The sequence below is a fragment of the Gardnerella vaginalis genome, assembly GCF_001546455.1.
In the GTDB taxonomy this organism is placed as follows: domain Bacteria; phylum Actinomycetota; class Actinomycetes; order Actinomycetales; family Bifidobacteriaceae; genus Bifidobacterium; species Bifidobacterium vaginale_B.
The window spans coordinates 234001-249942 of sequence record NZ_KQ956819.1 but is presented as its reverse complement, the minus strand read 5'-3'; the positions used below and the strand labels follow the sequence as shown (position 1 = coordinate 249942).

18 protein-coding genes are annotated in these 15942 nt (G+C 41.1%); 9 read left to right on the top strand and 9 right to left on the bottom strand.

The genetic code is table 11. The annotated features are described in order from the left end of the window. Positions 1–39 precede the first annotated feature (39 nt). On the bottom strand, positions 40–1500 hold the full coding sequence (gndA, locus tag HMPREF3216_RS04385; protein WP_060787102.1) for an NADP-dependent phosphogluconate dehydrogenase: 1461 nt from the start codon (positions 1498–1500) through the stop codon (positions 40–42). Between the two features lie 432 nt (positions 1501–1932). Between gndA and HMPREF3216_RS04380 the strand changes: the two genes are divergently transcribed. The 4 genes from HMPREF3216_RS04380 (at position 1933) to nrdF (ending at position 6213) form a co-directional block, all read left to right on the top strand. Continuing rightward, positions 1933–2193 (top strand): glutaredoxin family protein, encoded by a 261-nt coding sequence (locus HMPREF3216_RS04380; RefSeq protein ID WP_004131604.1) that lies wholly within the window; start codon positions 1933–1935, stop codon positions 2191–2193. A gap of 57 nt (positions 2194–2250) precedes the next feature. Further along, a complete protein-coding gene (gene nrdI / locus HMPREF3216_RS04375; protein WP_060787101.1) occupies positions 2251–2751 on the top strand; it encodes a class Ib ribonucleoside-diphosphate reductase assembly flavoprotein NrdI in 501 nt (166 codons plus the stop codon). A gap of 65 nt (positions 2752–2816) precedes the next feature. Further along, on the top strand, positions 2817–5051 hold the full coding sequence (nrdE, locus tag HMPREF3216_RS04370; RefSeq protein ID WP_060787100.1) for a class 1b ribonucleoside-diphosphate reductase subunit alpha: 2235 nt from the start codon (positions 2817–2819) through the stop codon (positions 5049–5051). Between the two features lie 82 nt (positions 5052–5133). Next, positions 5134–6213: a class 1b ribonucleoside-diphosphate reductase subunit beta gene (gene nrdF / locus HMPREF3216_RS04365; protein WP_081090967.1), complete on the top strand. Its 1080-nt coding sequence runs from the start codon at positions 5134–5136 to the stop codon at positions 6211–6213. Positions 6214–6441: 228 nt separating this feature from the next. Here the strand turns inward: nrdF and HMPREF3216_RS04360 are convergent, their stop codons facing one another. After that, a complete protein-coding gene (locus HMPREF3216_RS04360; RefSeq protein WP_060787099.1) occupies positions 6442–7893 on the bottom strand; it encodes an ATP-binding protein in 1452 nt (483 codons plus the stop codon). Positions 7894–8168: 275 nt separating this feature from the next. Here HMPREF3216_RS04360 and HMPREF3216_RS04355 point away from each other — a divergent pair, with 275 nt between their 5' ends. Further along, positions 8169–9419: an ATP-binding protein gene (locus HMPREF3216_RS04355; RefSeq protein WP_060787098.1), complete on the top strand. Its 1251-nt coding sequence runs from the start codon at positions 8169–8171 to the stop codon at positions 9417–9419. A 78-nt stretch (positions 9420–9497) separates the two neighbouring features. Here HMPREF3216_RS04355 and HMPREF3216_RS04350 read toward each other — a convergent pair whose 3' ends face one another. Both HMPREF3216_RS04350 and HMPREF3216_RS04345 read right to left on the bottom strand, forming a co-directional pair. Beyond that, complete coding sequence (locus HMPREF3216_RS04350) at positions 9498–9785, bottom strand: addiction module antidote protein (protein WP_060787097.1); 288 nt, start codon at positions 9783–9785, stop codon at positions 9498–9500. Next, positions 9779–10090 (bottom strand): type II toxin-antitoxin system RelE/ParE family toxin, encoded by a 312-nt coding sequence (locus HMPREF3216_RS04345; protein ID WP_060787096.1) that lies wholly within the window; start codon positions 10088–10090, stop codon positions 9779–9781. The genes HMPREF3216_RS04350 and HMPREF3216_RS04345 overlap by 7 nt, the downstream gene beginning before the upstream one ends. Before the next feature lie 176 nt (positions 10091–10266). On the opposite strand from HMPREF3216_RS04345, the gene HMPREF3216_RS04340 reads away from it, so the two are divergent. Continuing rightward, positions 10267–10536 carry a type II toxin-antitoxin system RelB/DinJ family antitoxin gene (locus HMPREF3216_RS04340; protein ID WP_016636887.1) on the top strand — a complete coding sequence of 90 codons (270 nt, stop codon included), beginning with the start codon at positions 10267–10269 and terminating at the stop codon, positions 10534–10536. Continuing rightward, positions 10529–10804, top strand: a complete 276-nt coding sequence (locus tag HMPREF3216_RS04335) for a type II toxin-antitoxin system RelE/ParE family toxin (RefSeq protein WP_012913985.1) — start codon at positions 10529–10531, stop codon at positions 10802–10804. Before HMPREF3216_RS04340 ends, HMPREF3216_RS04335 begins: the two co-directional genes overlap by 8 nt. A gap of 40 nt (positions 10805–10844) precedes the next feature. Here the strand turns inward: HMPREF3216_RS04335 and HMPREF3216_RS04330 are convergent, their stop codons facing one another. Further along, positions 10845–12077, bottom strand: coding sequence for a sensor histidine kinase (locus HMPREF3216_RS04330; RefSeq protein WP_060787095.1), 1233 nt, complete (start codon positions 12075–12077; stop codon positions 10845–10847). Next, entirely contained in the window at positions 12071–12811 is a 741-nt protein-coding gene (locus tag HMPREF3216_RS04325) for a response regulator transcription factor (RefSeq protein WP_060787094.1), read from the bottom strand. Before HMPREF3216_RS04325 ends, HMPREF3216_RS04330 begins: the two co-directional genes overlap by 7 nt. A 193-nt stretch (positions 12812–13004) precedes the next feature. Between HMPREF3216_RS04325 and HMPREF3216_RS04320 the strand changes: the two genes are divergently transcribed. Beyond that, complete coding sequence (locus HMPREF3216_RS04320; protein WP_060787093.1) at positions 13005–13508, top strand: hypothetical protein; 504 nt, start codon at positions 13005–13007, stop codon at positions 13506–13508. A gap of 41 nt (positions 13509–13549) precedes the next feature. On the opposite strand, the gene HMPREF3216_RS04315 is transcribed toward HMPREF3216_RS04320, so the two are convergent. Next, positions 13550–13897 carry a hypothetical protein gene (locus tag HMPREF3216_RS04315; RefSeq protein ID WP_060787092.1) on the bottom strand — a complete coding sequence of 116 codons (348 nt, stop codon included), beginning with the start codon at positions 13895–13897 and terminating at the stop codon, positions 13550–13552. Positions 13898–14132: 235 nt separating this feature from the next. Between HMPREF3216_RS04315 and HMPREF3216_RS04310 the strand changes: the two genes are divergently transcribed. Further along, positions 14133–14369 (top strand): hypothetical protein, encoded by a 237-nt coding sequence (locus HMPREF3216_RS04310; RefSeq protein ID WP_032813307.1) that lies wholly within the window; start codon positions 14133–14135, stop codon positions 14367–14369. Between the two features lie 11 nt (positions 14370–14380). Here HMPREF3216_RS04310 and HMPREF3216_RS04305 read toward each other — a convergent pair whose 3' ends face one another. Further along, positions 14381–14989 carry an FMN-binding protein gene (locus HMPREF3216_RS04305; protein ID WP_060787091.1) on the bottom strand — a complete coding sequence of 203 codons (609 nt, stop codon included), beginning with the start codon at positions 14987–14989 and terminating at the stop codon, positions 14381–14383. A gap of 55 nt (positions 14990–15044) precedes the next feature. After that, positions 15045–15890 carry an ABC transporter ATP-binding protein gene (locus HMPREF3216_RS04300; protein ID WP_081090965.1) on the bottom strand — a complete coding sequence of 282 codons (846 nt, stop codon included), beginning with the start codon at positions 15888–15890 and terminating at the stop codon, positions 15045–15047. Between the last annotated feature and the right edge of the window lie 52 nt (positions 15891–15942).

Here is a 15942-nt window from a genome sequence, read left to right as displayed (position 1 = left end):
AATAACGCAAAGGCCTGTTAATTCTAAATATTATTTGATTTAATCTTGCTTTACTTCTGGGCGATTAGGCTCTGCCCACAAAGTGTGGAATACGCCCGACTCGTCAATGCGACCGTAGGTGTGCGCGCCGAAGAAATCGCGCTGAGCTTGAATAAGCGAAGCCGGCAAACGCTTGGATCGCAAGCCATCGTAGTATGCAAGCAAGCTGGAGAATGCTGGAACAGGCACACCATGCTCCACTGCGCGCGCAATAACACGGCGCCAAGCAGCTTGCGACTTTTCAATAGCGTCTTTAAAGTACGGCGCAAAAAGCAAGGAAACACTTGCCTGCCCAGATTCAAATGCCTCGGAAACGCGGTTTAAGAATTGCGCGCGAATAATGCATCCGCCACGCCAAATACGAGCAACAGCAGCCTGGTCAATCTTCCAATCATGCTCAATCGCAGCAGCCGCAATCTCATCGAAGCCCTGAGCGTAAGAAACAATCTTAGAAGCGTACAAAGCTTGGCGAATATCCTCAATAAACGCCTTACGCTCAGAATCGCTAAAATCAAAATGCATATCTGGCCCAGTCAAACCCTGGTTTTCTGCAGCTTCTCGCAAAGCAACTTGGCTAGAAAGTCCGCGAGCAAACACAGCTTCTGCAATACCAGTTACAGGGATTCCAAGCGAAAGAGCAGACTGCACAGTCCAAGTACCCGTACCCTTCATGCCAGCGTGATCCACCATCACCTCCACCAAAGGCTTACCAGTCTTAGCATCCTTCTGACGAAGCACATCCGCAGTAATCTCAATCAAATAAGAATCAAGCTCTCCCTTGTTCCATTCGCTAAACACGTCCGCAATTTCGTCAGACTTCATGCCCAAGCCGCGAAGCATTAAATCGTAGCTTTCGGCAATAAGTTGCATGTCCGAGTACTCAATGCCGTTGTGAACCATCTTTACAAAGTGTCCAGCGCCATCGGTGCCAATATGCGTTACGCAAGGCTCGCCTTCTGCAACAGCCGCAATCGACTTTAAGATAGGGCCGAGCGTTTTCCAAGACTCCTCCGTGCCACCTGGCATCATCGAAGGACCGCGAAGTGCACCTTCTTCTCCGCCAGAAACACCGCAACCAACGTAGTGAAGGCCACGCGCGCGAATGTTTTTCTCTCGGCGAATCGTATCTTCAAAGTAGGAGTTTCCGCCGTCAACGATTATGTCGCCTGGCTCCATAGCGTTTGCAAGCTCTTCAATCACAGCATCCGTAGGAGCACCAGCTTTTACCATAATGATTGCAGTGCGTGGGCGCTTAAGCGAAGCCACAAACTCTTCAACGGTTTTTGATGGCACAAACTCGCCTTCGCTGCCATGCTGATTCATCAGCGTTTCTGTGCGCGAATAATGACGATTGTAAACAGCAACAGTATTTCCGTGATGCGCAAGATTTCGCGCTAAATTAGACCCCATTGCAGCCAAGCCAACAACGCCAATATTTGCTCTAGCTTGAGTTTCCGCCATTTTATACCTCTATCTTTTAATATTTGTACCGTTTGTTGTTTTAACCGTCTTATTGTTTTGCTTTTATTTTTACCATTTGACTAACAAAAACACACTTTTTTAAGTTTATCGTTTTATATGCACAAGCGTTTTTGTCACGATCACAAGGCGTACTGCATATCTCGCGCATTAATGGCAATTTTGTGATAAAGATTACATTTTTACTTTTATTAGTCGCTATTTAGAAAGCATAAAGACCGCTTAAATCTTATAGACACGCGTGATAGCCAAAATTTGGACACACTAAATATAGGGATTATCCATACAACACGCCACTACAAATAGTGTTAAGTGGTAGTAGACTGTTAAATCGTGCCCAAAAGCACAAACTTAAATAATCATAAAGAAAAAGCGTTAAATACGCACAATACACACAACGAAGGGAGAAGAACCATGACTATTACAGTTTTCACCAAGCCACATTGCCCACAATGTGATGCCACAAAGCGTCAATTTACAAAGCTTGGCGTGAATTTTGAAACAGTAGACTTAACTCAAAGCCCTTCTACGCTAGACCAATTACGCGCAGCAGGCTACCGCCAAGCGCCAGTGGTGATTACGCCAAACTCGTCGTGGAGTGGGTATCGCCCAGATTTGATTGCACAAATCGCAAGTCAACTAGAAGACGAAAATAAAAACGATAAAAACGATTAAAGCAATCAACAATAAGCAAGATACGCAAAATAATCAAAGCAATCAAGAAGCATAAAAATGTGTGATCAAGAAAATATGTCACAACCAAGCGAGCCAGAAGCGCGCGCACAAGGCGAATCAATCGGAGCTGTAGTCTATTTTTCTTCCGTCTCCGAAAACACACTACGATTCGTAAAAAATTGCGATTTTCCAAGCAATAACGTAAACGTGTATCGCATACCGCTTCGACCAAAAGAGCCAGAATTGCACGTTCGCGAGCCATACGTTTTGATTGTGCCAACTTACGGCGGCGGAAATATTTCTAAAGCAATACCAATGCAGGTGCGAAAATTCCTAAATAATCGCGAAAATCGTTCGTTTATTCGCGGCGTAATATCTTCTGGAAACACGAATTTTGGAGACGCATATTGCGCTGCAGGCGGTCAAATCGCAGGCAAGTGCGCAATCCCAAATATGTACTCGTTTGAACTTACGGGAACTCAAGAAGATATAGAAAAAGTAGCGCAGGGAATACCAAGATTTTTACGGCAATTAAAAGAAACAGAAAAAATTAAATAAGCAAAACAATCAAAAACAATCAGCGTTTGAAAGCAAAATAACGCCCAAAGAAAGGAATTAATCAAATGAACAGCACGGATCCGATGAGTGAATCCACTTCGCTTAATCTTGATCACACTGATGCCAGCGAAACTGCAAACACAGCTGCTAGCAGCACAGCAGAGCGCATTCGCAACAGCCGCGACTACCACGTTCTTAACGCTATGCTCGGTCTTTTTGACCCAGAAAAGGGCATTCAGTTTGATAAAGACAGGGAAGCAGAAAAGCTTTACGTTTCGGGTTACGTGCAAGAGCACAGCATGAAATTTGCTTCTACTCGCGAGCGCTTGAATTATTTGATTAACAATTACTACTACAACGGCAACGTTTTCCACAAATACAGCAGCGAGTTTCTCGATAAATTCTACGAGCATGCGGAGTCTGCACACCACACTTTTGGCACATTCTTGGGTGCTTTTAAGTTCTACACTTCTTACGCTTTAAAGACTTTTGACGGCAAGCAATATTTAGAAAACTTCGCTCAGCGCGCAGCTGCAGTGGCTTTGGAACTTGCAGACGGAGACGAAAAAGCAGCGCTCAACTATTTGGACGAGATGCTTGCAGGCCGATTCCAGCCAGCAACTCCAACGTTCTTGAATCTTGGTAAAGCACAGCGCGGCGAGGCCGTGAGCTGCTTCCTAGTGCGCTTGGAAGACAACATGGAGTCTATTGCGCGCGGAATTAATTCCGCTTTGCAGCTTTCTAAGCGCGGCGGCGGCGTGGCTCTGCTTCTTACCAATTTGCGCGAGCTTGGCGCTCCAATTAAGCGCATTGAGAATCAGTCCAGCGGCGTTGTGCCTGTTATGAAGCTTTTGGAAGATTCATTCTCTTATGCTAATCAGCTTGGCGCTCGTCAGGGCGCTGGTGCTGTGTACATTAGCGCGCATCACCCAGATATTATGCGTTTCCTTGACACTAAGCGCGAGAACGCGGACGAGAAGATTCGTATTAAGTCGCTTTCTTTGGGCGTTGTGATTCCAGATATTACTTTTGAGCTTGCTAAGCGTAAGGAAAAGATGGCTTTGTTTAGCCCTTACGACGTTGAGCGCGAGTACGGAAAGCCTTTTGCAGACATCTCCGTTACTGAGCATTACGATGAGATGGTTGCAAACCCTCGTATTCACAAGAAGTATATTGATGCTCGCGAATTCTTTATGACGCTTGCGGAGATTCAGTTTGAGTCTGGCTACCCTTACATTTTGTTTGAAGATACTGTTAATCGCACGAATCCTATTGAGGGCCGCATTACTATGAGCAACTTGTGCTCCGAGATTTTGCAAACTCAAGAAGCAAGCACATATAACGCCGACTTATCTTACAGCCACGTTGGTCGCGATATTTCTTGCAATCTTGGCTCGCTTAATATTGCCAAGGCAATGGATGGAAACTTGGGTACAAGCGTTGATTTGGCTGTGCGCGCGCTCACTTCTGTTTCGGAACACACTTCGATTGATTCTGTGCCTTCGATTCGTCGCGGAAACGCAGAAGGACACGCTATTGGCTTGGGCCAAATGAATTTGCACGGTTTCCTTGCTCGCGAGCACATGCAGTACGGAAGCGAGGAAGCTCTTGACTTTACAGACATGTACTTTATGACGGTTGCCTACCACGCTTATAAGGCTTCTCACGCTTTGGCTGTAGAGCGCGGCCACGCTTTTGCAAGCTTTAAGACTAGCGCTTACGCTAAGCCTGCAGGAAAAGGCAACTACTTCGATAAGTACACTGATGGCAGCCGCTCGCTTGAACCTCGCACTCAAAAGGTTCGCGATTTGTTTGCTCGTTTTAACGTTGCAATTCCAACAGTTAGCGACTGGGAGCAGTTGCGCAACGAGATTTTGCGCGATGGCATTTACAACGAGTATTTGCAAGCTGTTCCTCCAACTGGCTCAATCTCTTACATCAACCATTCCACGAGTTCGATCCACCCGATTGCTTCTCGCATTGAGATTCGCAAAGAGGGCAAAGTTGGTCGCGTCTACTACCCTGCTGCATACATGACGAATGACAATATGCAGTACTTTAAGGATGCATACGAAGTTGGTTGGAAGGCAATTATTGACACTTATGCGGAGGCAACTCAGCATGTGGATCAGGGATTGTCTCTTACTTTGTTCTTCCCAGACACTACGACTACTCGCGATTTGAACAAGGCTCAGATTTACGCATGGCGTAAGGGCATTAAGACTCTTTACTACATTCGTATTCGCCAAAAAGCTTTGGAAGGTACAGAAATCGAAGGTTGCGTAAGCTGCACGCTGTAAACCTTATGGTTGTAAATCTTTCGCAAATTAAATCAAAAACTTAAAAATTTTATAAAACGTAAACACAGAATCAGGAGTAATTATGACAGAACTCGATCCAACAGCACTACGCAGTAGTCTCGATAAGCCTTTCGGCACGAATCGCGTAATCGCAGATGACTCTATGATGGCAGCTTCCATCACACCAGCTCAATACCGCTACCATCACGGTTCGCGTGTGCGCCCAGTTAATTGGAACAATATTGTTGACGACAAGGATTTGGACGTTTGGAATCGTCTTATTGCTAACTTCTGGCTTCCAGAAAAGGTGCCGCTGAGCAACGATATTCCTTCTTGGCGTTCTCTCACCGATCTTGAACGCAAGACAACTACTCACGTTTTCACTGGCTTAACTTTACTCGATACCAGCCAAGCAACTATTGGCGAGCTTTGCCAGATTGAGCACGCTCGCACAGAGCACGAGCAGGCTATTTACACGAATATTGCTTTTATGCAGTCGATTCACGCTCGCTCCTACTCCTCTATTTTCTCCACTCTTTGCTCTAGCGAAGAAATTGATGAGGCTTACCGTTGGGCTGTTGGAAACGACGTTTTGCAGCAGCGCGTTACCACCGTGCTTTGCGAATATGAGAGCGAAGATCCACTTAAGCGCAAGATTGCTGCAACTATGCTTTCTTCGTTGCTTCTTTACGCGGGTTTCTATTTGCCACTTTACTTTGCTTCTCGCGGCAAGATGATGAACACTGCCGATATGATTCGCTTGATTTTGCGCGATAAAGCAATTCACGGCTACTATTCTGGCTACAAGTTCCAGCGCGGTTTGGAGCTTAGAAGCGAGAACGATAAGAAGAATCTTGAAAAGTTCACTATGAACTTGCTCGATACTTTGTACGATTTGGAAGTTGAGTATTCTGGTCAGATTTATGAAGGATTTGACTTCCACGATGACGTTTTTGACTTCGTACGTTACAACGCTAACAAGGCTTTGATGAACCTTGGCTACCCTGCTAAGTACAGCGAAGAAGAAACTCACGTAAGCCCTGAGATTCTTGCGGCTCTTTCTCCTGCAGCCGACGAAAATCACGATTTCTTCTCTGGCTCTGGTTCCAGCTACATTATGGGCAAGTCTGTTGAAACCGACGACGACGATTGGGATTTCTAGTCGCTAGTCACTAGTCGCTAGTCGCTTTACTAATTAATTAGGTTGCTTATGTACTTTCATAAGCAACCTTTTTTATTTAATTATTTAAGAATATTTCCGTTTTGGAACTATTTTTAAATATCCGCGTACTTACCGAGTTATCGTGGCAGTTTTTGCTAATTTTGCAATTTTTGCCACGATAACGCGCGATTTCGGCTGCGCGATATGGTCGTAACTATTGTTTCGTAATCAGTTAAAAAACATTGTTTGTGCGTCAACAAAGTTGATGCTTGTTTTAGCATGACGAGGATTGTAAGAAGTTGGATGTTTTGTAAACAACATAAATATTTTCTTATAATCGCTATTTTTTGCATTCTCAACTAAAGTTGCGCGCTGCAACAACTTGCTCACCGCTTCAGCTTCGTTAAGATTATTACGCCACTTACATTCTGCAATAAGAAGCTGCTTGTTAATATCGTCTTCTGCAACAATATCAATATCGGTTTGCTCACGAGCAATAGGATCCGCACCCCACCATTTACCTAACTTAGTTGGCAAAAAGTCCATTCCGCCAACTTTGCATTGGTGCACAATCCACTGTTCGCACATTTTCTCAAACTGTTGACCTACAAAAGTACTAAACACTTCATGCTCACCGCCGAGAACACTACTTGCGGCAGCGTGTGAAAGTCCGCGTTCGATCAATCCTTTATTCGGTGCTACAAACCTATACCAATACGCAAAGAATGGGTCACAAATCTGCCATAATCCTTTTTTGCAATGAAGTGGATTCATGCCAAATGGAATATTTCTTTCAATTAATCCAAGGCCTTCTAGTGTTTTCAAATACACGTTCACTGATGTAGCTGGCAATCCAATGCGATCCGATATTAAAGTCGGAGTATTGCATCCCGTAGCAAGAGCATTTAGCACACTATTGTATGTTGAAGGATCGCGCAATTCCTGGCGCATGAGCATGTCTGGTTCAGCGTACAAAATTCCCGATATGTTAAAGCATAATTGCTCAAGATTTTCCGCAAACGAAGACTTATTATCTAACTGCTCTATATAGTATGGTGTTCCTCCAAGGGATGCAAAATAGTTGATTTTATCTTCCCAAGTAGAATTATTTGGCATAAGCTCAGATGCTTCAAAAAGATTAAATGGTCGCAGGCGAATCTGCGCGGTACGTCTTCCGTAAAGTGGACTCTTTTTGCCAAGCACTTCACTTTCCATGAATCCTTCGTTACTGCCGCACAAAATAAGAGTCATGTTCGTGTTCTTAAACTTATGATCTATTGCGACTTGGAATGTTGACGCTAAGGATTTATCTGCTTGAGCCGCGTACGGAAATTCGTCGAAAACTAGAATAAGTGGAGATTTAGGAGCATTCTGGTCTACGGCGTTAGATTGTTGCGCAACAAAAGCGAGAGCGTCGTTCCAATTATTAAACGATCCTGTAGTTGACGGTAGATTGAAGAAGTCGTACACAACGCGCGAAAAATCACGCAAATTCTCGATATTAGTTTGCTCGCGAGCAGTAAAAAGTATTGCGTGCTTATTTTTACAGAATTGTGAAATAAGCGAAGTTTTTCCTATTCGTCTTCTACCATAAACTATTGCCATCTGGAACGAGTGTTTGCTGTTCTCATATAATTTTTCAAGTACTTGTAACTCGTCTTGTCTGCCAACAAAAACCATATTCCACCTGCCGTTACGCCAATAATTGTAATACTTTTCAGCGCATCTTATTGCTGCTGAATCTGCGCTCTAGTTAATATAATCGCGATTATTATAATCATAATTATAATAATCTAAATTATATTATTTTGCAATATGCTCAACACAATCGCACGTTATCGTGGCAGATTTTGTTAGATTTGCAATTTTTGCCACGATAACTCGGTTTTTTGCGGTATAATATGACTAATATGCCAATGCAAAAAGGCGTTTGGCTCTTGTAAAAGGATTTTGCTATGACCGTGAATCAAGAAAAACTGTATCGCCGCGAAAAGTATCTTAGCAAAATTCGCGCGTTCTACGATGATAGCGATCTTATAAAAGTGATTACTGGCATTCGCAGATGTGGTAAATCAAGTCTTATGCGCACAATTATTGATGAGCTTAAAGAACGAAGTAATCCAGTTGCAGAATCTAATATTATTTATATAAATCTTGATAAGCGTGAATATAGAAACGTAAAAACAGCCGATCAGCTTGACTCTCTTATAGAAAAACTTACTAATGCTAGCGGCTTAAAATACGTGTTTTTAGATGAAATACAAAATGTTAAAGGATTTGAAGAAGTAGTAAACGGCTTTCGAGAAGAAGGCGAATATTCTATTTTTATAACGGGATCCAATTCCTACTTGTTAAGTGGCGAATTAGCAACAAAATTAACTGGAAGATATCTTGAATTTGAGATGTTTCCGCTAACTTTTGATGAATATGAAGATTTCAAAAAATTCTATGATCAACCAGTAGATTCCGACATTAGTAAAGAGCTTAATAATTATATTCTCGAAGGTGGTTTCCCTCGTACTATTGCCATAGATAATATGAGTGACAAACGAACGTATGTAAGTAATGTTATTAAAGAAATTTTTGATAAAGATATTAAAACTAGAGTAAAAATTAAAGATACGCAAGCGTTTGAAGCTGTACGTAACTATATTATTAACAATTTTGGCGCTACAACTAGCATCAATAGCTTGTGCGAATCTTTAAAGAAGAATGGATTAGCTATAAGTCGTACTACTTTAGCAAGATATATTCGTGTTCTTTTAGATGCGAAAATCATTTATGAATGCCCACGTTTCGACATGAAATCAAAGCGTGCTCTTTCGGGGGGAAAGAAGTATTACTTAGCAGATTTAAGTTTTTATTACGCTCTCAATACGGATAATCGCATAAACTATGGTCCTACTTTGGAAAATATTGTGTACTTATATGCTAAAAGCTTTGGATACTCTGTAAGCGTTGGGCGTATTGGAAAGTTGGAGTGTGATTTCATTCTGCGCAATGCAGATATGGATTATGCTTACGCGCAAGTAGCTTATACGATTTTGTTGAGTCGAGAAACAGAAGACCGCGAGTATAGGGCTTTAGAAGCTATTCATGATAATTATGAAAAATATGTTATGACCATGGATTCACTTATACAAAAACGTAACGGCGTTAAGCACGTAAATATTGCAGATTTTATTAAAAATAAGCAGATTTTTTAGAAAACTAGAATAAATAATCTGTGTGTTATCGTGGCAAAATTGCAAATCTAGCAAAATCTGCCACGATAACTGGGTATGTCACGCATTTGCGGGTTCTATTGCAATACGCCCACCTAACGCTTGAACAACCTTCGCAATAGTTTGGAAGCTGGGATTGCCGTCTCGTCTTAAGCTTTTGTAAAGACTTTCCCTTCCAACCTCGGCTTTTTGAGCAATCTCTTTCATTCCTTTAGCTTTTGCAATATCGCCTATAGCAGCTTGCAACAAGCGAGGATCATTTAGTTCTGCTGCGGCATTGAGATATGCAATAACATCATCATCGTTCTCAAGATACTCACTCGCATCCCATTTACTTATATTTACCATTTCTTCTCCTCAATTAACTGTGCAAGAAGTATCTTCGCTTGCTTAATATCTTTACTTTGACTACTTTTATCCCCACCAGCAAGTAATAGCATTAACTTTGAGCCTTTTTGTGCAAAATACACACGATATCCTGGTCCAAAAGCGAAACGCAGTTCACTAATGCCATTGCAAACTGGATGTAAATCACCTACTGGCTTACCTGCAATTTCACATAATCTCAGCCTCGCGTTAATTCGAGCTTTAGATTGCGTATCGCGAAGTTTTTTCATCCAATTGCGATACTCATCTGTTTTAAGTATCTCCATAAAAATATTTTATCCTGTAGGATACAATTTTGCAATTTTTGCCACGATAACGCACGATTTAGTAATAATTGTGTACACAATGGTGCTACTTTGGCATTACATTGGGTGCTACATGTCTGCTACAATAAAGCAAAGCTGAATAACAAATTTATGATTTTAAGCTTAAAGGAAACAACATGACTTCTACAAAAACAGCCAAAACAAGCAGATTAAGTGTAAGAGTTAATCCAGAAATACGAGATAGCGCATCGCAAGTTCTTGAACATTATGGTCTTGATATGAGTTCAGCAGTCAACTTATTTTTGTATCAGATTGTAAATACGCAACGTTTCCCATTTTCACTTGAAAGTTCTCCATATGAGCACTCTATTGATGAAGCTATGAAAGAAAAACCAATAGCTGCAGGCACTGTAGACGATTTTGCTGAGCTGATGCGCAATGCCTAAACCGCCATTTTATAGTCCAATCTATCTGCGAGATGTTAAGAAATATAAGCAGAAGCATTACGATATTGAACAGGTAATCAATATTGTGAGACTTATTTGCAATGGTGCAGACTCTCGCGAGCTTGCAACTTATAGAGATCATATTCTTAAAGGCTCATACAAAGGCGTGCATGAATTGCATGTGTCTGCAGATGTTCTACTGTTGTATCAAGTTAAAGAAGATTGCATTATATTCCTACGCTTAGGATCTCACGACGACTTATTCTAGCTAGCAAAAACTGACGCGATAACGCGCGATTTGAGTGATGTTAGTTTAGCGGAATAACAACATTGACCAGCCAAGTGTCATCATCTTTTTGCGCGCTTAAAGATCCACCTAAGCGTTCCACAGATTTTTTATGAAACAGTAGCCCTTTGCCAAAAACAAGCCTTTCGCCAAACTTGTTCAACATTGAAATTGAATTCATACACATTATTTTGCATTCGCGCTCATCAACCGTAACATTCATAGAAAAATCAACGCTAGTATTGCAATGCTTGCGAATATTAGTAAGCAACTCGCTGCACATGCGAATAGCACATTGAGCCTTTTCAGTACTAACAGTTGCAGATGCAGTAAAATCGTTACTTCCCGAACTTTCATCATTTACTGTTAGAGAGCCATAGTACCCAAGCTGCTCACAAATCTTACGTTCAGCCTGCAAGCGCGCGCGAATATTGCATAGAAAATCAGCCAAAGTCATGCAATTATTACCATTAGAACCATAAATAAACTGCGTGCCAGCAATACTAGCAATATTTGAATCTAAAGAATCATCATACTTATGCTCAGCTTGCTCAAGTAGATTAATAACAAGTCGCGTTTTAGAAAGAGCATTACGAGAATGCTCAACAATCTGCTCTAGCGACTCTTTTGTATGATCACTTTTCTCGGCATACAAAGCATCAGTCGCAAGCAATGTAATATCCGCAATCTCATTGTTCACATCGTCATGCAATTGCAATGCAACAGACGCAATATAAGACTGGAACTCACTGCGCACAATATCCATTTTTGCGCGATTATTTTCCTCCAACATGTTCAAATACTTGCGCAAAGCGTAACCGCAAATCATGGAAATAAGAATAAAACAAGGGAAAGTAAGCGGAATGTACGCCATTTTTGCAAAATACATAATATTCAGCGAAACTATGTACGCACAAAGCAAATACTTCCACGAATCATAAAAGCCTGCAACAAACATGCTAGCGATCAATGAAAAAAGAAAGCAAGTTGCATTTACACCTGGTACTGCTAACGTTACGCAATATAAAATCGGAGTTACGAGGGATATTTGACGCGAAAAAGCAATCAAAAGAAATATTGCGAACATCCAAACGTATTGGCACACAGATTGCTGCGGGTTATGCCACAGACCAGCTGTATTGCAAGATTGCACATCCATTGACACTACAAGAATCGCCAATATTATGAATAAAGTTCGCTGAATTTTCCAGCTTTTAACCAACTCAATAACGCGCGAAAATGTTTTCATTAACATGCATTATCCGTTTCTTGCAAAAGATTCGGATGATTTTGCAGCGAATCATTAAAATATTGCATATTGCTATTTTGCTCACGATTTTGCATTGCAGCAAACACGGATATTGCTTGCACTCGGTTAGAAACATGCAACTTTTTGTAAATTCTATGAATATGCGTGTTAATAGTGTTTGGCATAAGACCAAGTTGAGACGCAATCTGATTCGTTGTGTAACCTTTAGCGAGCAGATCCATAATTTTTAGTTCTTGAGGCGGCAAAACGCTACGCGACCTTGATTTAGAAAGCCTAATAAAAGATTCTTGCGGAGTAGCAAAATCGTAAACAACATCTTTAACACAACGGCAGCCATACACCTGCTGATTATTACAATATTGCAAAGCTTCTGCTAGTCCTTTGAAATTGTCTTTAGCAACCATTGCTTGCCCGCCAACTTGCGAAACCATCGAAGCGTAGGATCTACAATCGTAAGAAGTCATGCCAATTAGAATAATGCTGTTGTTTTTCTCGCGAATTGCGCGTATTACGTCTACTCCAGACATGTCTTTCATTGACATATCTATCAGAATATAATCTGGAGTAGTTTTTGCTACTTGGCAATATTTCAAAGCTTGCACGCCTGATTTTACGCACCATTTGCACGCGTACTCGCTTGGCAAAAGCTTGCTGAGCACGTTTCGCATAACCGCTAAAACTAATGGGTCGTTATCTACTATTGCATACGTTTTTGGCATAATGGCTTTCTTGCAATCTTATGCTACTTTTCTTATATTCTACTTTATAATCATGCGCAAAGTAGAGCAAATCGTGTAGTAATAAATGATTACAAGTAATGCATGTAAATCAAATGTGATTATAATAAGTAACAATATGTGACTTTTGGTTGCGTTGAAAATTCATTTTCAATAATGATTGCAGCAGGATTATATGACAAAACGATTAGTAGTATTGCACTCCGCAGAGGTAGCTGCGGTGGCACTTGCCTCAACAGCTGCTTTTATGCGTAGCTTTGGCTTCTTCGTTTTGTGGCTTGTTCCAGGACTTCTTTCTGTTGCATTGTATTCTTATGCATATTTTTTCTTGCGAAAAATCGTTATTAAAGAAAAAAATGCGTATATCGCAAATAATATATCTAAGATTGATGGCGCAGGCGCTAACAGAACAAGTAATGATGTTGAGAATATAGAAAGCAACAAAGATTACATAATTACTCTTGAGCAAGAGCGCAAAAAAGTCGAATCACAAAATAAGCAAATATGTAGCAATTATCTAAATAATTTAATAAATATTATTACATGCTTTATTTGTGGGCTTATTCACGTTCCTTGGATTTATTACTATGGAATTGCAAATGGCGTTGTAACATTGGTGATTCTGTGGCGAGTAATAAAGCGCCCACAAGGTCACCCTATTGATGAAAGCGATTTTTAAGGATTTAGACTTTAAGGATTTAAGCTTTTAAGGATCTAAGCTTATTGTTGATCTTCCATTGAAAGATTTAATCCTTTTGCAGCATTGCGAAAATATTCTATGTGATCGCCATAACCGTCTGCAATAATAGCATCCTCTTTTACAACAAAAGAGCCATTTTCTAGCACAATATATTTTGTAAAGAATTCTTCTAATTGCTTAGCTAATTCATCAATTTCATATTGTGAAAGCTCTTCGCTACTATTTTCCGCAAAGTTATCTTCCTGCTTTTGAATTTGATTAATGCTATTTTCGCAAACTTTTCCTATTTTGTTTACGTTATCTTTTGGCTGCCAAGAGTTTATGCCAAAATCACTCATGCTTACACTACCCATATTTGCGCTGTTCATGTTTGCATCTCCTTGTATCTGTAACGTATTTGCGCAACATATTTGTGCGTTGCTTTAAGTCTAATTACAAACATTTTCCGTGCAATCTTGAGTACTAAGTTCTGAGTACATAGTATTTCTCGAAGACTTGCAGCATTTATACTAGAAATACAAAATGCATACGAACGAGAAGCAGCGTACGCGAATTAGCTACAATGCTCACAAACAAAACAGCAAATTAGAAAGAAGGCAACTCATGAGCAAGGACTCTATAAAACTCATTAAAAAAACGCTTATTTGGATTCTTAAGTGGGCAATATTTACAGCAATCGAATTCCTTCTTTTGTACGTTGCGCTTATATCTTGGAATCATGATTTTGCACAGTTCATGAACGAATACAGAAATGCGATTATTCCATTTATGGCAGCAACTGGAGCTATGGCAGCAGCGATGATTCGCGACGAAGGCACTATTCTTGAAGTCAAAGATTAAGGTAGTTAAGATTATTGCGCGGATGCGATTGAAGCCTCTTGGCGAGCAACATCAAGCGCTTTATTGAAGGCGTCACTAGTCCAACTTGCTCCAGCAACAACCGAAATATGCAAATCTTTCAACGGCTTTCCAACGATTTTTCCTGGAATAGCCTCGCTAAAAGCGCTCATGTGTTTTTTGGAGATTGGCGTAAACGGATGAGACGTTATTTGCACACTGCTAATATTTCCATTTGCAACGCTTAAATTCACGTCAATGCTATCTTCTGCAACTGGGCCATACGTAGCTTTGATTTTGTAATCGCCATCTTTGTAATTGCCAGTGTCTGCTTTAGGCGAATTTTGCTGATTTTGCTGATTTTGCGAATCCTCACTTTGCGCAGAAGCATGCGATTGTTTAGCGCCAGAATCATAAGATTTTGAAGAATTGCCACTATCGTTTTCGCTTTGACCAGAGTTTCCTGCAAACTCATCGTTCATCGGCACAGCACTCGGCTCACCGCAAGACGCAAGAAACGCACTTGAGCTAGCCAAAACCGCAATCGCAGCAACCGTTTTTGCAATTTTTTTAGACTTCAAATCATCACGTGAAACATCGTGAAACATATTGTCTAAAATCATAAATCATCGCCTTTAAATCTTAAATTAAAACTATACGCAACTAATCATCTAAAAACTAATCATCTAAATTCGCTAATTTAGGCGACTTAGTAGGCTCATGATTTTGCAAAGCTTCTGCAACGCTTTCATCAACATGTGCACTCGTAAACGCAGGCTTGCCACCAATCGCCTCGTACGCTTTGCGCGCACTATCATTATTCCAACGCTCCCCAACAAGCACACCGTGGTTGAGCATAATTTCACGATCCGCGCATTGAGCTACCAAAGAATCGTGCGTTACAACAATAATCGTAGTGCCCTGGGAATGAAGCTGCTTAAATAAGTCAAGTACAATCTGCTCATTCTTTTCGTCCAAATTACCAGTCGGCTCATCCGCAAGAAGCAACTTCGGGCAGTTAATAAGAGCACGCGCAACGCACACACGCTGCTGCTCACCGCCAGAAAGCTGGCTTGGTAAATGATGTGCTCGGTCCTTTAATCCCACGCGTTCCAAGGCTTCCATTGCTTGCGATTCATCTACAACTGAATGATAATATTGCGCAACCATCACGTTTTCTACGGCTGTTAAATGTGGCACAAGATAAAACTTTTGAAACACAAGACCGATTACGTTTTTGCGAACGTCTGCAAGCTGGCCCGCATTCAGATCCTCGAGTTTGCGGCCTTGCAAAGCAACGGAGCCTTTAGATGGCGAGTCCATGCACCCAATAATGTTCATTAGCGTAGTTTTGCCAGAGCCGCTCGAGCCAACAATCGAAAGCCACTCGCCTTGCGGCACAGTAAGCGACAAATCGTCAACAGCGCGAAGAGAGCCGTAAATCTTGGAAACATGGTCCAAAGTCAACAGCATTTCTGGCTTGGAATCCGCATTTTCCTGCCTATTTTCTACATTCTCTGCCATATTAAATCCTTAACTAAAATCCTTAACTAAACATTCTAAAAACACCATAAAA

Excerpts from the sequence above, each read along its gene's own strand:
- HMPREF3216_RS04320 (WP_060787093.1), top strand. The coding sequence starts at position 13,005 with ATGACAAAACGATTAGTAGTATTGCACTCCGCAGAGGTAGCTGCGGTG.
- HMPREF3216_RS04345 (WP_060787096.1), bottom strand. The coding sequence starts at position 10,090 with ATGGAGATACTTAAAACAGATGAGTATCGCAATTGGATGAAAAAACTT.
- HMPREF3216_RS04335 (WP_012913985.1), top strand. The coding sequence starts at position 10,529 with ATGCCTAAACCGCCATTTTATAGTCCAATCTATCTGCGAGATGTTAAG.
- HMPREF3216_RS04350 (WP_060787097.1), bottom strand. The coding sequence starts at position 9,785 with ATGGTAAATATAAGTAAATGGGATGCGAGTGAGTATCTTGAGAACGAT.
- HMPREF3216_RS04355 (WP_060787098.1), top strand. The coding sequence starts at position 8,169 with ATGACCGTGAATCAAGAAAAACTGTATCGCCGCGAAAAGTATCTTAGC.
- HMPREF3216_RS04310 (WP_032813307.1), top strand. The coding sequence starts at position 14,133 with ATGAGCAAGGACTCTATAAAACTCATTAAAAAAACGCTTATTTGGATT.
- nrdI (WP_060787101.1), top strand. The coding sequence starts at position 2,251 with ATGTGTGATCAAGAAAATATGTCACAACCAAGCGAGCCAGAAGCGCGC.
- HMPREF3216_RS04340 (WP_016636887.1), top strand. The coding sequence starts at position 10,267 with ATGACTTCTACAAAAACAGCCAAAACAAGCAGATTAAGTGTAAGAGTT.
- HMPREF3216_RS04305 (WP_060787091.1), bottom strand. The coding sequence starts at position 14,989 with ATGATTTTAGACAATATGTTTCACGATGTTTCACGTGATGATTTGAAG.
- nrdE (WP_060787100.1), top strand. The coding sequence starts at position 2,817 with ATGAACAGCACGGATCCGATGAGTGAATCCACTTCGCTTAATCTTGAT.
- HMPREF3216_RS04330 (WP_060787095.1), bottom strand. The coding sequence starts at position 12,077 with ATGTTAATGAAAACATTTTCGCGCGTTATTGAGTTGGTTAAAAGCTGG.
- gndA (WP_060787102.1), bottom strand. The coding sequence starts at position 1,500 with ATGGCGGAAACTCAAGCTAGAGCAAATATTGGCGTTGTTGGCTTGGCT.
- HMPREF3216_RS04380 (WP_004131604.1), top strand. The coding sequence starts at position 1,933 with ATGACTATTACAGTTTTCACCAAGCCACATTGCCCACAATGTGATGCC.
- HMPREF3216_RS04300 (WP_081090965.1), bottom strand. The coding sequence starts at position 15,890 with ATGGCAGAGAATGTAGAAAATAGGCAGGAAAATGCGGATTCCAAGCCA.
- HMPREF3216_RS04325 (WP_060787094.1), bottom strand. The coding sequence starts at position 12,811 with ATGCCAAAAACGTATGCAATAGTAGATAACGACCCATTAGTTTTAGCG.
- HMPREF3216_RS04315 (WP_060787092.1), bottom strand. The coding sequence starts at position 13,897 with ATGAACAGCGCAAATATGGGTAGTGTAAGCATGAGTGATTTTGGCATA.
- nrdF (WP_081090967.1), top strand. The coding sequence starts at position 5,134 with ATGACAGAACTCGATCCAACAGCACTACGCAGTAGTCTCGATAAGCCT.
- HMPREF3216_RS04360 (WP_060787099.1), bottom strand. The coding sequence starts at position 7,893 with ATGGTTTTTGTTGGCAGACAAGACGAGTTACAAGTACTTGAAAAATTA.